At 74.1% G+C, this 13,375-nt stretch carries 14 protein-coding genes; 9 read left to right on the top strand and 5 right to left on the bottom strand.

Features of this window, described 5'->3' with window-relative positions; translation table 11 throughout:
• The first annotated feature begins 2 nt into the window (after positions 1-2).
• From ACIGHB_RS20160 to ACIGHB_RS20175, 4 genes are all read left to right on the top strand, one after another.
• Positions 3-851 (top strand): CoA-transferase, encoded by an 849-nt coding sequence (locus ACIGHB_RS20160; RefSeq protein WP_360315094.1) that lies wholly within the window; start codon positions 3-5, stop codon positions 849-851.
• On the top strand, positions 848-1,621 hold the full coding sequence (locus ACIGHB_RS20165) for a CoA-transferase (RefSeq protein ID WP_360315052.1): 774 nt from the start codon (positions 848-850) through the stop codon (positions 1,619-1,621). Before ACIGHB_RS20160 ends, ACIGHB_RS20165 begins: the two co-directional genes overlap by 4 nt.
• Complete coding sequence (locus ACIGHB_RS20170; RefSeq protein ID WP_399914754.1) at positions 1,618-2,682, top strand: NAD(P)H-dependent flavin oxidoreductase; 1,065 nt, start codon at positions 1,618-1,620, stop codon at positions 2,680-2,682. Before ACIGHB_RS20165 ends, ACIGHB_RS20170 begins: the two co-directional genes overlap by 4 nt.
• 114 nt (positions 2,683-2,796) lie before the next feature.
• Entirely contained in the window at positions 2,797-3,390 is a 594-nt protein-coding gene (locus ACIGHB_RS20175; RefSeq protein WP_399914756.1) for a VOC family protein, read from the top strand.
• Between the two features lie 24 nt (positions 3,391-3,414).
• On the opposite strand, the gene ACIGHB_RS20180 is transcribed toward ACIGHB_RS20175, so the two are convergent.
• Genes ACIGHB_RS20180 through ACIGHB_RS20195 form a run of 4 tightly spaced genes read right to left on the bottom strand, consistent with a single transcriptional unit; the run spans position 3,415 to position 7,135 of the window.
• Entirely contained in the window at positions 3,415-4,572 is a 1,158-nt protein-coding gene (locus ACIGHB_RS20180) for an acetyl-CoA C-acetyltransferase (RefSeq protein WP_399914758.1), read from the bottom strand.
• A 9-nt stretch (positions 4,573-4,581) separates the two neighbouring features.
• The gene (locus ACIGHB_RS20185) at positions 4,582-5,187 is read right to left on the bottom strand and encodes a TetR/AcrR family transcriptional regulator (RefSeq protein ID WP_360315060.1); all 606 of its coding nucleotides are present in this window, start codon (positions 5,185-5,187) and stop codon (positions 4,582-4,584) included.
• Positions 5,184-5,972, bottom strand: coding sequence for an SDR family oxidoreductase (locus tag ACIGHB_RS20190; protein WP_360315062.1), 789 nt, complete (start codon positions 5,970-5,972; stop codon positions 5,184-5,186). The genes ACIGHB_RS20185 and ACIGHB_RS20190 overlap by 4 nt, the downstream gene beginning before the upstream one ends.
• Positions 5,969-7,135 (bottom strand): acyl-CoA dehydrogenase family protein, encoded by a 1,167-nt coding sequence (locus ACIGHB_RS20195; RefSeq protein WP_399914759.1) that lies wholly within the window; start codon positions 7,133-7,135, stop codon positions 5,969-5,971. Before ACIGHB_RS20195 ends, ACIGHB_RS20190 begins: the two co-directional genes overlap by 4 nt.
• 45 nt (positions 7,136-7,180) lie before the next feature.
• On the opposite strand from ACIGHB_RS20195, the gene ACIGHB_RS20200 reads away from it, so the two are divergent.
• Genes ACIGHB_RS20200 through ACIGHB_RS20220 form a run of 5 tightly spaced genes read left to right on the top strand, consistent with a single transcriptional unit; the run spans position 7,181 to position 12,691 of the window.
• Entirely contained in the window at positions 7,181-8,038 is an 858-nt protein-coding gene (locus ACIGHB_RS20200; RefSeq protein ID WP_360315066.1) for an enoyl-CoA hydratase, read from the top strand.
• Complete coding sequence (locus ACIGHB_RS20205; protein ID WP_360315068.1) at positions 8,038-9,207, top strand: acyl-CoA dehydrogenase family protein; 1,170 nt, start codon at positions 8,038-8,040, stop codon at positions 9,205-9,207. Before ACIGHB_RS20200 ends, ACIGHB_RS20205 begins: the two co-directional genes overlap by 1 nt.
• Positions 9,207-10,196 (top strand): acyl-CoA dehydrogenase family protein, encoded by a 990-nt coding sequence (locus tag ACIGHB_RS20210; protein ID WP_399914762.1) that lies wholly within the window; start codon positions 9,207-9,209, stop codon positions 10,194-10,196. The genes ACIGHB_RS20205 and ACIGHB_RS20210 overlap by 1 nt, the downstream gene beginning before the upstream one ends.
• A gap of 27 nt (positions 10,197-10,223) precedes the next feature.
• Entirely contained in the window at positions 10,224-11,597 is a 1,374-nt protein-coding gene (locus ACIGHB_RS20215; RefSeq protein WP_399914764.1) for an MFS transporter, read from the top strand.
• A complete protein-coding gene (locus tag ACIGHB_RS20220) occupies positions 11,594-12,691 on the top strand; it encodes an acyl-CoA dehydrogenase family protein (protein WP_399914766.1) in 1,098 nt (365 codons plus the stop codon). The genes ACIGHB_RS20215 and ACIGHB_RS20220 overlap by 4 nt, the downstream gene beginning before the upstream one ends.
• Here the strand turns inward: ACIGHB_RS20220 and ACIGHB_RS20225 are convergent.
• A complete protein-coding gene (locus tag ACIGHB_RS20225) occupies positions 12,681-13,337 on the bottom strand; it encodes a hypothetical protein (protein WP_360315076.1) in 657 nt (218 codons plus the stop codon). The two genes, ACIGHB_RS20220 and ACIGHB_RS20225, sit on opposite strands and share 11 nt — an antisense overlap.
• Positions 13,338-13,375: the final 38 nt, after the last annotated feature.

Raw genomic sequence — 13,375 nt, forward strand, 5'->3', positions numbered from 1 at the left:
CGATGACCGCCGAGGAGGTCGTGGGCCGCCTGAGCAGCGGCATGACCATCGGCATCGGCGGCTGGGGCTCCCGCCGCAAGCCGATGGCGCTGGTCCGGGCGCTGCTGCGGTCCGACGTCACGGACCTGACCGTGGTCTCGTACGGCGGACCCGACGTCGGGCTGCTGGCCGCCGCGGGGAAGATCCGCAAGCTGGTCGCCGCCTTCGCCACGCTCGACTCCGTCCCGCTGGAACCTCACTTCGGCGCGGCCCGCCAGCGCGGCGCGTTCGAACTGGTCGAGCTGGACGAGGCGATGATGATGTGGGGGCTGACGGCGGCGGTGCACCGGCTGCCGTTCATGCCCATCCGGGCCGGGCTCGCCTCGGACGTCATGACCGTCAACCCGTCGCTGCGGACGGTCACCTCCCCGTACGGGGACCGCGAGGAGCTCGTCGCCGTCCCCGCGCTCCGGCTCGACGCGGCCCTGGTCCACCTCAACCGCGCCGACGCCCACGGCAACGGCCAGTACCTGGGCCCCGACCCGTACTTCGACGACCTGTTCTGCGAGGCCGCCGACGCGGCGTACGTCTCCTGCGAGCGGATCGTGGAGACCTCCGAGCTGCTCAAGGACGCCGGGCCGCAGACGCTGCTGCTCAAGCGGGCGTTCGTGGACGGCGTCGTGGAGACGCCGAACGGGGCCCACTTCACCTCCTGCGTCCCGGAGTACGACCGGGACGAGGCGTTCCAGCGCCACTACGTCGAGGCCGCCCGGGACCCGGAGGCGTGGCGGGAGTTCACCGCGCGGTTCCTGGCCGGCGACGAGGACGCGTACCAGGCCGCGGTGGCGGCGTTCCACGGGGAGGAAGCATGACCGGCACCGGCACGAGCACCACGGCCACCCGCGCCGAGTACTGCGTGGTGGCCTGCGCCGAGGCGTGGCGGGACGCGGGCGAGGTCCTGGCCAGCCCGATGGGTACGGTGCCGATGATCGGCGCCCGGCTCGCGAAGCGCACCTTCGCCCCCGACCTGCTGCTCACCGACGGCGAGGCGCTGCTCATCGGCGACGTGCCGGCGCTGGGCGCCGCGCCCGGGATCGTGGAGGGGTGGCTGCCGTACCGGCAGCACCTGGCCATGGTCGCCACCGGCCGGAGGCACGTGATGATGGGCGCCAGCCAGCTCGACCGGCACGGCAACCAGAACATCAGCTGCATCGGCGACTGGGAGCGGCCCCGGCGCCAGCTCCTGGGCGTGCGCGGGGCGCCGGTCAACACCCTCAACAACCCGACGAGTTACTGGGTCCCCCGGCACTCGCCCCGGGTCTTCGTCGAGCGGGTCGACATGGTCTGCGGCGTCGGCTACGACCGGGCCGCCGCGGCCGGCCCCTCCGCCACCCGCTACCACCGCCTTCCGGACGTCATCACGGACCTGGGCGTCCTCGACTTCGAGACCCCGGACCGCACCATGCGGCTCCGCTCGCTCCACCCGGGCGTCACCGTCGAGCAGGTGCGGGAGGCGACCGGCTTCGCGCTGGTCGTGCCCGAGGAGGTGCCGTACACCCGGGACCCCACGCCGGAGGAACTGCGGCTGATCCGCGAGGAGATCGACCCCCGCGGACTGCGGGACCGCGAGGTCCGGCCGTGAGCGACACCACGATCACCACCCCCTTCACCGCCCTCGTCGGGGTGCGGCATCCGATCGTGCAGACGGGCATGGGGTGGGTCGCCGGGCCCCGGCTGGTCTCCGCCGCAGCGAACGCGGGCGCGCTGGGCGTCCTGGCCTCGGCGACCATGGGCGTCGAGCAGCTCAGGTCGGCCGTGCGCGAGGTCAGGTCCCGTACGGACGCGCCCTTCGGCGTCAACCTGCGGGCGGACGCCGGGGACGCGGCGGAGCGGGTCCGGATCATCATCGACGAGGGGGTGAAGGTCGCCTCCTTCGCGCTCGCGCCCTCCCGCGAGCTGATCGCCCGCCTCAAGGACGCCGGCGTCGTCGTGATCCCCTCGATCGGCGCCCGCCGGCACGCGGAGAAGGTCGCCGCGTGGGGCGCGGACGCGGTCGTGGTGCAGGGCGGCGAGGGCGGTGGCCACACCGGCGGCGTCGCCACCACCGTGCTGCTCCCCCAGGTCGTGGACGCGGTGGACATCCCGGTCGTCGCCGCCGGCGGCTTCCACGACGGGCGCGGCCTGGCCGCCGCCCTCTCCTACGGCGCCGCCGGCATCGCCATGGGCACCCGCTTCCTGCTCACCTCCGACTCGACCGTCCCCGACGCGGTCAAGGCCCGCTACCTGGCGGCCGCGGTCGGCGACGTCACCGTCACCACCAAGGTGGACGGGCTGCCGCACCGGATGCTCAGGACCGAGCTGGTCGACGCGCTGGAGCGCTCGGGCCGCGCCTCGGCGCTGCTGCGAGCCGTCCGGCACGCGGCGGGCTTCCGGCGCGAGTCCGGCATGACCTGGCGGCAGATGGTCAGGGACGGCCTCGCGATGAAGCACGGCAAGGAGCTGACCTGGAGCCAGATCCTGCTCGCGGCCAACACCCCGATGATGCTGAAGGCGTCGATGGTGGACGGCCGCACCGATCTCGGGGTGATGGCCTCGGGCCAGGTCGCCGGCCTGATCGACGACCTCCCTTCGTGCGCCGAGCTCGTCGACCGGATCATGGCCGAGGCGGCGGCGGCGCTGCGCGGCCTGCCCCGCCCGGACTGAACGCCGCCCGTACGCACGCGCGTCCGCCGGGGTGGGAAACACCCCGGCGGACGCGCGTGTTCCCCTGTCCTGCCCCTACGCCCCTTCCTCCCTGCCTGCGAACGGATCCCCACCATGCCCATCCAGCGGCTGAACCACGCCGTCCTCTTCGTCTCCGACCTGGAGCGCAGCCTCGCCTTCTACCGTGACGTGCTCGGCTTCCGGCCGCTGCCCGGGGCCTTCCCCGGCGCGGTCTTCCTCCAGGCGGCCGGCTCCGCCAACGATCACGACCTCGGCCTCTTCCAGTCCCCCGGTCCCGCCTCCGGACAGCCCGCCGGCCGGGTCGGCCTGTACCACCTGGCCTGGGAGGTGGACACCCTGGCGGAGCTGCGTACGCTGCGGGCGCGGCTCGCGGAGGCGGGCGCGCTGACCGGGGCGAGCGACCACGCCTCCACCAAGGCCCTGTACGCCCGCGACCCGGACGGCATCGAGTTCGAGGTGTGCTGGCTGGTCCCCGACCGGGCGGTGGCCGGGGAGCTCTCCGCGATGACGGCGCCCAGCCGCCCCCTGGACATCGACGCCGAGATCGCCGCCTACGGGCCGGACACCCCCGGCGGCCCCCGCACCGATCACACGATCTGGCGGCGCGCCTTGGGCCTGGAGGGCGTGGAAGGCCCGGAGGGCGTAGAGGGCCCGGAGGGCGTGGAGGGCGTCACAGCCGCTCGATGATCGTCACGGGGGACCATCCGTTCCCTACAGCCGCTCGATGATCGTCACGTTCGCCTGGCCGCCGCCCTCGCACATCGTCTGGAGGCCGTAGCGGCCTCCGGTGCGCTCCAGTTCGTGGAGGAGGGTGACGGCCAGCTTCGTGCCGGTGGCGCCGAGGGGGTGGCCGAGGGCGATCGCGCCGCCGTTGACGTTGACCTTCTCCGGGTCGGCGCCGGTCTCCTTCAGCCAGGCGAGGACGACCGGCGCGAACGCCTCGTTGATCTCCACGAGGTCGATGTCGTCGAGCGTCATGCCGGCCTTCTTCAGCGCGTACGCCGTCGCCGGGATGGGCGCGGACAGCATCCGGATCGGGTCCTCGCCGCGCACCGAGAGGTGGTGGATCCGGGCGCGCGGGGTGAGGCCGTGCTCGCGCACGGCCCGCTCGCTGGCGAGCAGCATCGCCGAGGCGCCGTCGGAGACCTGGGAGGAGACGGCGGCGGTGATCCGGCCGCCCTCCACCACCGGGTTCAGACCGGCCATCTTCTCCAGGGAGGTGTCCCGGCGCGGGCCCTCGTCGGTGGTGACCTCCCCGAAGGGGACGATCTCGCGCGCGAAGCGCCCCTCGTCGATGGCGCGGACCGCCCGCTGGTGCGAGCGGAGCGCGAACTCCTCCATGTCTCGGCGGGTGATGCCCCACTTCTCGGCGATGAGCTCGGCGCCGTGGAACTGGTTGACGGGCTGGTCGCCGTAGCGCGCCCGCCAGCCCGCGGAGCCGGCGTACGGGCCCTCGGTGAGGCCGAGCGGGGCGGCGGCCTGCCGGCTGGCGAAGGCGATGGGGACCATCGACATGTTCTGGACGCCGCCGGCGACGACGAGGTCCTGGGTACCGGACAGGACGCCCTGGGCGGCGAAGTGCAGGGCCTGCTGGGACGAGCCGCACTGCCGGTCCACGGTCACGCCGGGCACCTCCTCCGGCAGTCCGGCGGCGAGCCAGCAGGTGCGGGCGATATCGCCGGCCTGCGGTCCGACGGTGTCCAGGCAGCCGAGGACGACGTCCTCGACGGCCGCCGGGTCGACGCCCGAGCGTTCCATCAGCGCCTTCAGGGCGTGCGCGCCGAGGTCGGCGGGGTGGACGGCGGAGAGTCCGCCGTTGCGCCGGCCGACCGGGGTGCGGATCGCTTCGACGATGTAGGCATCGGCCATGGTGACTCCTCAGTCATCGGGGGTGGGTCGGTCGCGGAGTGCGACCCCCTCCAGCACCATCGAGAGGTACTGGCGGGCGATCTCCTCCGGGCTGTGCTGTCCGCCCGGCCGGTACCAGGACGCGGCGACCCAGACGGTGTCGCGCAGGAAGCGGTACGTGAGCCGGACGTCGAGGTCGGTACGGAAGTCCCCGGCGGCCACGCCGGACTCCAGGGTCCTGAGCCAGGCGCGCTCGAACCGCCGCTGCGCGTCGGCGAGATAGCCGAAGCGGGGCTGGTCCCGCAGCTGCCCGGACTCCTTCTGGTAGATGGCGACGGCGGCGCGGTGCCGGTCGATCTCCCGGAACGATTCGGTGACGAGCGCCTCCAGGGTCTCCCGGGGGCCGAGGCCGGCGGCGAGCACGCCGTCGTACCGGGTCCACAGGTCGTCCAGGAAGCCGGAGAGGATCTCGTCGAGCATCGACTCCTTGGAGTCGAAGTGGTAGTAGAGGCTGCCCGCGAGCAGACCGGCCGCGTCGGCGATCCGGCGGACGCTGGTGGCGTCGTACCCCTGGACGGCGAAGACCTCGGCCGCCACGTCCAGGAGCTCGCGGCGCCGCCCGGGCGCCGGTCTCACGGGTGCTGGCTGCTGGCCGAGAGCACCTCGCCGGTGAGGTACGAGGAGTACCCGCTGGCGAGGAAGACGATGACGTTCGCGATCTCCCACGGCTCGGCGTACCGGCCGAACGCCTCGCGGGAGGTGAGTTCGGCGAGGAGTTCGGGGGTGGTGACCTTCACGAGGTGGGGGTGCATGGCGAGGGACGGGGAGACGGCGTTGACGCGGACGCCGTACGCGGCGGCCTCCAGCGCGGCGCACCGGGTGAGGGCCATGACGCCGGCCTTGGCGGCGGCGTAGTGGGCCTGGCCCTTCTGGGCGCGCCAGCCGACGACCGAGGCGTTGTTGACGATCACGCCGCCGGCGTCCGCGGCCTTCATCCGCCGCAGGGCGGCCCGGGTGCAGCGGAAGGTGCCGTTGAGGGTGACGTCGAGGACCTTGTCCCACTGGTCGTCGGTCATGTCGACGAGGTCGGCGGTGCCGCCGAGTCCGGCGTTGTTCACCACGATGTCCAGGCGTCCGTGGCGCTCCTCGGCGAGGTCGAGGAGGGCCGCCACCTGGTTCTCGTCGGTGACGTCGCAGGGCAGGGAGGCCACCCGGCCGGCGCCGAAGGCGGCGGCGAGTTCGGCCTCGGATTCCTTCAGGCGGCGGGCGTGGGCGTCGGAGATCACGACCCGGGCGCCCTCCTCCAGGAGGCGGCGGGCGGTGGCGCCGCCGATGCCGGCGCCCGCGGCGGCGGTGACGACGGCGGTGCGGCCGGCCAGCAGGCCGTGGCCGGGGAGGTAGGGGGGCGGGGTGCCGGTCACGGGCGGGCCTCCTTGGGCAGGCCGAGGACGCGCTCGGCGATGATGTTGCGCTGGATCTCGTTGGAGCCGGCGTAGATCGTGTCGGCGCGGGAGAAGAGGAAGAGGCGCTGCCAGTCGGTGAGGTCGTACGGCTCCCCGGCGGCGAGCATGCCGTCGGCGCCGCAGACGTCCATGGCGAGTTCGCCGAGTTCGCGGTGCCAGGTGGCCCAGAAGATCTTGTTGATGGACGCCTCGGGTCCGGGGGCTCCGGTGGCGACGCCGCCGAGCATCCTGAGGGCGTTGAAGCGGATGGTCTCCAGGCCGGTCCAGGCGCGGGCGATGCGGTCGCGGACGATCGGGTCGGCGGCGGCGCCGTTGCGCCGGGCCAGGGCGATCACGGCCTCCAGTTCGCGGCGGAAGCCGACCTGCTGGCCGAGGGTGGAGACGCCCCGCTCGAAGCCGAGGGTGGCCATGGCGACCTTCCAGCCGTCGCCGGGCGCGCCGACGATGTGGCCGGCGTCGGTCCTGGCGCCGTCGAAGAACACCTCGTTGAACTCGGAGGTGCCGGTGAGCTGGACGATCGGCCGGATCTCCACGCCGGGGGCGTCGAGCGGGACGAGGAGGTAGGAGAGGCCGTGGTGGCGGCTGGATCCGGGGTCGGTGCGGGCGACGACGAAGCACCAGTCGGCCTCGTGGGCGCCTGAGGTCCACACCTTCTGTCCGGTGACCGTCCAGGCGTCGCCGTCCCGCTCGGCCCGGGTCCTGACGTTGGCCAGGTCGGAGCCGGCGCCGGGCTCGGAGTAGCCCTGGCACCAGAGTTCGTCGACGGCGACGATCGGGGGCAGGAAGCGGGCGCGCTGGGCCGGGGTGCCGAAGGCGATGAGGGTCGGTCCGAGGAGCTGCTCGCCGATGTGGCCGACGCGCGCGGGGGCGTCGGCGAGGGCGTACTCCTCGTGGAAGGCGACCTGTTCCTCCAGGCTGGCGCCCCGGCCGCCGTACTCCTTCGGCCAGCCGACGCAGGTCCATCCGTGGGCGGCCATGTGCCGTTCCCAGGCGAGGCGTTCGGGGTGCGCCTCGTGTTCGCGTCCGGGGCCGCCGCGGCCGCGCAGGTCCGCGAACTCGCCGGTGAGGTGGGACCGCAGCCAGCCGCGGACCTCCCTGCGGAACTCCTCGACGTTGCTCATGGCCGTACGTTAACCTACCAAACACTTGTTAGGGAAGGAGGGCGGATGTCCGCTGCCCGCACCACGTCCACCGAGCCCGTCCGCTACGAACGGCGAGGCCCCGTCGCCGTCGTCACCATGGACCGGCCCGAGTACCGCAACGCCCAGAACTCCGCGATGACCTACGCCCTCGACCGCGCCTTCTACCGCGCGGCCGACGACGCCGAGGTCAAGGTCGTCGTCCTCGCCGGCGCCGGCGAGCACTTCTCCGCCGGACACGACATCGGCACCCCCGAACGCGACGCGCACCTGCCCTTCGAACGGCGGGCCGGTCTCTGGTGGGACCACTCGGACAAGGAGGGCGCGGAGAGCCGCTTCGCCCGCGAGTCCGAGGTCTACCTGGGCATGTGCCGCCGCTGGCGCGAACTGCCCAAGCCGGTCGTCGCGTCCGTGCAGGGCGCCTGCGTCGCCGGCGGCCTGATGCTCGCCTGGATCTGCGACCTCATCGTCGCCTCCGAGGACGCCTTCTTCGCCGACCCGGTGGTCCGCATGGGCATCCCTGGCGTCGAGTACTTCGCCCACCCCTGGGTGATGCCGCCGCGGATCGCCAAGGAGTTCCTGTACACCGGCGACCGGATGGGCGCCCGCCGCGCTTACGAGGTCGGCATGGTCAACCGGGTCGTCCCCCGGGACGAACTCGAAGCCCGGACCATGGAACTGGCCCTCCGCATCGCCGAGATGCCCCGCATGGGGCTCGCCCTCACCAAGCGAGCCGTCAACCAGGCCGAGGACCTCCAGGGCCTGCACACCGGCATGGACTCCGTCTTCGGACTGCACCACCTCGCGCACGCGCACAACGCCGAGACCGCCCGCGACGCACTGGGCGGCATGGACATCCGAGCAATGAAGGCGGCGGGAGCCTGATGGACCTCGACTACTCCGCGGCCGACGACGCCTTCCGGGCCGAGGCCCGCGCCTGGCTCGCCGCCCACGTGCCCACCACGCCCCTGCCCTCCCTGGAGACCGCCGAGGGCTTCGCCGCCCACCGCGCCTGGGAGGCCGAACTCGCCGCCGACCGCTGGTCGGTGGTGTCCTGGCCCGAGGAGTACGGCGGCCGGGGCTCCTCGGTCCTGCGCTGGCTGGTCTTCGAGGAGGAGTACTACGCGGCCGGCGCGCCCGGCCGGGTCGCGCAGAACGGCATCAACCTGCTCGCCCCCACCCTCTTCGAGCACGGCACCGACGAGCAGCGCGCCCGCGTCCTGCCGCCCATGGCGTCCGGCGAGGTCGTCTGGGCCCAGGCGTGGTCCGAGCCCGAGTCCGGCTCCGACCTCGCGAGCCTGCGCTCCACCGCCGTCCGCGCCGACGGCGGCTGGCTCATCAGCGGCCAGAAGACCTGGTCGTCCCGGGCCGCCTTCGCCGACCGCGCCTTCGGCCTCTTCCGCAGCGACCCGGACGCCGGCCGGCCGCACCGGGGGCTGACGTACCTCATGTTCCCGCTCGACGCCGAGGGCGTGACGGTACGTCCCGTGGGACGGCTCGACGGCAAGCCGGCCTTCGCCGAACTCTTCCTCGACGAGGTGTTCGTCCCCGACGAGGACGTGATCGGCGCCCCCGGCGACGGCTGGCGCGTCGCCATGAGCACCGCCGGCAACGAACGCGGGCTCACCCTGCGCAGCCCCGGCCGGTTCTCCGCCGCCGCCGACCGGCTCGCCGCCCTCTGGCGCGAGCGCGCCGACCCCGCCGACACCGCGATCCGCGACCGCGTCGCCGACGCCGTCATCGGCGCGAGCGCCTACCGCCTCTTCACCTACGCCAACGCCTCCCGGCTCGCCGCCGGCGGCTCGATCGGCGCCGAGTCCAGCCTCAACAAGGTGTTCTGGTCCGAGCTCGACATCGCGCTCCACGAGACCGCGCTCGACCTCCTCGGCCCGTACGGGGAACTCTCCGACGAGGCCCCCGACGCCCCCGCGCACGGCGGCTGGGCCGAGGGCCACACCTTCTCCCTGGCCGGCCCGATCTACGCCGGCACCAACGAGATCCAGCGCGACATCATCGCCGAGCGGCTGCTCGGCCTGCCGAAGGGACGCCGGTGATGCGCTTCCTGCTCGACGACGAACAGCGGGAGTTCGCCCGCACCCTGGACGCCCTCCTGTCCGCGGCCGACACCCCCCGCGCGGCGCGGGCCTGGGCCGCCGGCGACCACGCCCCGGGCCGCGCCCTCTGGTCCCGGCTCGCCGACGCCGGCGTGTTCGCGCTGGCCGTACCCGAGGCGTACAAGGGTCTGGGCCCGCTCCCGGTCGAACTGGCCGTCGCCTTCACCGAGCTGGGCCGGCACGCCGTCCCCGGCCCGCTCGTCGAGACCGTCGCCGCGGCGGCCCTCCTCGACCGGCTCGGCGACAAGGCGGCGGCCTCCGCCTGGCTGCCCCGCGTCGCGGCCGGACAGGCGGTCGTCTCCCTCTCCGTCCCGGTGCTCACCGGCCCCTACGCGCTGGACGCGGACCTGGCCGACGCCGTCCTGGTCGCCGAGGACGACACCGTACGGATCGCCGCGTCCGCCGGCCCCGTCCAGCCGTCGGCCGATCCGGTACGCCGCCTGGCCCGGCCCGCCGCCGGCGGCACCGTCCTGGCCCGCGGCCCCGAGGTGGCCGCCGCCACCGCGTACGCCGCCGAGGTCGCCGCCCTCGCGACCGCGGCCCAGGCGCTCGGCCTCGGCAGGGCGCTGCTCGACCGCACCGTCGCCTACGTGAAGCAGCGCACCCAGTTCGGCGTGCCCATCGGCTCGTTCCAGGCCGTGAAGCACCGGCTGGCCGACACCCTGCTCGCCCTGGAGTTCGCCCAGCCGCTGGTGCACGCCGCCGCCCTGGCCCTCGCCGGACACGGCACCGCACCCCGGGAGCTCGCCGCCGCCAAGGTCACCGCGGGCGAGGCCGCCCACGCCGCCGCCCGCACCGCCCTCCAGCTCCACGGCGCCGTCGGCTACACCGAGGAGCTGGACCTCTCCCTGTGGATCCGCAAGGCGCGGCCGCTCCGCGACGCCTGGGGCACCCCCGCCTCCTGTCGCGCCCGCGTCCTCACTCCCTGACCCCTCCCCACCGCACCCGGGAGCACCATGTCCGCCGCACCGTCCCCGCACACCCCCGAGAGACGGCCCGACCCGGCGCTGCTGCGCCGGGTGGCGCTGTCGAGCCTGCTCGGCACCGTCATCGAGTACTACGACTTCCTGCTCTACGGCACCATGGCCGCGCTCGCCTTCGGCCCGCTGTTCTTCCCCGGCGAGGATCCGCTGACCGGCACCATCGCCGCCTTCGGGACGCTCGCCGCCGGCTACGTCGCCCGGCCGCTCGGCGGCGCCGTCTTCGGCCACTTCGGCGACCGGCTCGGCCGCAAGTCCATGCTCGTCCTGACGATGGTGCTGATGGGCGTGGCCAGCTTCCTCATCGGCGTGCTGCCGACGTACGAGACGATCGGCGTCGCCGCCCCCGTCCTCCTGGTGCTCTTCCGGGTGGTGCAGGGCCTGGCCATCGGCGGCGAGTGGGCGGGCGCGACCCTCATGGTCGTGGAGCACGCGGACCCGCGCCGGCGCGGGCTGTGGAGCGGCCTCATGCAGATGGGCTCCCCGCTCGGCTTCCTGCTCTCCACCGTCGCCGTCGCCCTGGTGTCGCTGCTCCCCCGGTCCGCGTTCCTGGAGTGGGGCTGGCGGGTGCCGTTCCTCTTCAGCGCGGTGCTCCTCGCCGTCGGCCTGTACGTGCGCCTCTCGGTGACCGAGAGCCCGCTCTTCCGGCAGGCGGCCGGGGAGGGCCCCGCCGGGAGCGACGCCGGCGTCCCGCTGGCGCGGGTGCTCCGCCGGCCCCGGACCCTGGTCCTGGCCTGCGGCGTGGGCATCGGCCCCTTCGCCCTGACCGCGCTGATCAGCACCTTCATGCTCACCTACGCCACCGGCATCGGCTACACGACCTCGCAGGTGATGACCGGCATGGTCTTCACCTCGCTCGCCGGGCTCGTCGCCATCCCGCTCTTCTCCGCGCTCTCCGACCGCGTCGGACGCCGGGCGGTCGTCCTCGGCGGCGCCGTCGGCGTCGTCGTCCTCGCCTTCCCGGTCTACGCCCTCGTGGACACGAGGACGCCGGCGCTGCTCGTCGTGGGCATGGTCCTCGGGCAGCTCGTGCAGTCCGCGATGTACGCGCCGCTCGGGCCGCTGCTGTCCGAGCTGTTCGGCACCCGCGTCCGCTACACGGGCGCCTCGCTCGGCTACCAGCTGGCCGCCCTGGTCGGCGGCGGGTTCACCCCGCTCCTCGCGGGCGGCCTGCTCGCGGACCGCGCCGGGAGCACGCCGCTCGCCGTGCTCGCCGTCGGCTGCGGTCTGGTGACCGCGCTGGCGATCTGGCGCACGGCCGAGACCCGGGGCCGGGACCTGTCCGAGGAGGACCCGGTGACCGCCCCGACCACCACCGCACCCGCCGTCGAGAAGGGAGCAGAGGCATGAGGTTCACCGAGGAGCAGGAGGAACTGCGCGCCGCCGTGCGCCGGTTGCTCCGCCGGCATCCGGGCGGGTCGGCCTGGCGGCCGCTGGCCGAACAGATCGGGGTGGCGGGGCTCGCCGTCCCCGAGGAGTACGGCGGCGCCGGCTGCGGGGCCGTGGAGGTGCACGTGGTGATGGAGGAGCTGGGACGGGAGCTGAGCCCCGTCCCGTACCTCGGCTCCGCCGTGCTCGTGGTGCAGGCGCTGCTGGCTGCGGGCTCCGCGCAGGAGTGCGCCGCGCTGCTGCCGGGGCTGGTCTCCGGCGGGACGACGGCGGCGCTCGCCTGGGCCGAGGGCGGCTCCTGGGATCCGGAGGCGGTACGGGCCGAGGCCGTCGCCGGGCCCGGCGGCGGCTGGCGGCTCACCGGGGTGAAGGAGCACGTGCTCGACGGGGCCGCGGCCGGGACGCTGCTGGTGGCGGCCCGGACGGAGGCCGGGGTGTCGCTCTTCGCGGTGGCGGCCGACGGGCCGGGGGTCAGCCGCGAGGAGACGGTGCCGATGGATACCACCCGGGCGCAGGCGCGGGTGGCGCTCCGCGGGGCGGAGGGCCGGCTGGTCGGCACCGAGGGCGACGGCGGGCGGGTGCTCCGGCACGTCCTCGACCTGGCGTGCACGGCCCTCGCCGCCGAGCAGGTCGGCGCGGCGGCGCGCTGCCTCGAACTCACGGTGGCGTACGCCGGTGAACGGGTCCAGTTCGGGCGTCCGATCGGCTCCTTCCAGGCGGTGAAGCACCGGCTCGCGGACGCGTACGTCCGCGTCGAGTCGGCCCGCTCCGCCGCGCTCGGCGCCGCCTTCGCCGCTGCCGAGGGCACGCGCGGCCCGGAGCTGACCCGGCTCGCGGCCACCGCCAAGTCGGTCTGCTCGGAGGCTTTCGCCGAGGTGGCCGGCGAGACGATCCAGCTGCACGGCGGGATCGGCGTCACCTGGGAGCACGAAGCGCACCGCTACTTCAAGCGGGCGCACGGCTCCGCGCGGCTCTTCGGCCCGCCCCACTGGCACCGCTCTCGCCTGGCCACCGTGCTCGGTCTGCCGGACCCGGTCGCGGCCGTCAGCCGTTGATGGAGAAGAAGATGGTGTCGTGGTGGTACCAGTCGAGGCCCCGCGCCTTGGTGGACTCCCACTCCTGGTGCTCGAACTCCAGCCTCTCGATGAGGAGATCGAGGTCGTACACGAAGTCCGGGTCGATCTTGTCCCGGACCGCGCGGTAGGCGTCGACGGCCGGCTTGGCCTGGGCGAGCGGCAGCATCCCTATGTCGGGGCCGTCGATCGCGTACGGCACGGGGAAGGGGATCTCGTCCGGCGGGCCGGAGAAGAGGTAGCCGTGCGGCAGCAGGTCGGCGGGGACGCCGTGCTGCCTCAACTGCTCGTCGAGGAGGCTGAAGAAGGTGCTGGGCTTGGAGTAGACGCCCAGGTCGTAGGGGTCCGAGCCGCAGTAGTCGATGATGTGCTGGAGCGCGCGGGCGTACGCCTTGCCCACGTAGGTCCCCTGCGCGTCGGCGCGGCCCTCGATCAGGTGCTCCAGGGCCTGGGGGATGGTCAGGCCCCAGTCGAGGTCCTGGTGGTCGAGGTCGCGCTGGCTGGCCTCGCACCGCTCGCGGATCATGGGGAGCACGCGCCGCTGCTCGTCGGTGAGGCGCTCCGCCGCTCCGAGGTAGGCGACGGCTTCGGCGCGGTCGCCGGAGGTGTAGGTGATGATTCGGCTCATGATCGACATGCTGTCACGCGCCACTGACAACGCCCCCC

Origin of the sequence: Streptomyces sp. NPDC085460 (assembly GCF_044541975.1) — a bacterium.
Lineage (GTDB): Bacteria > Actinomycetota > Actinomycetes > Streptomycetales > Streptomycetaceae > Streptomyces.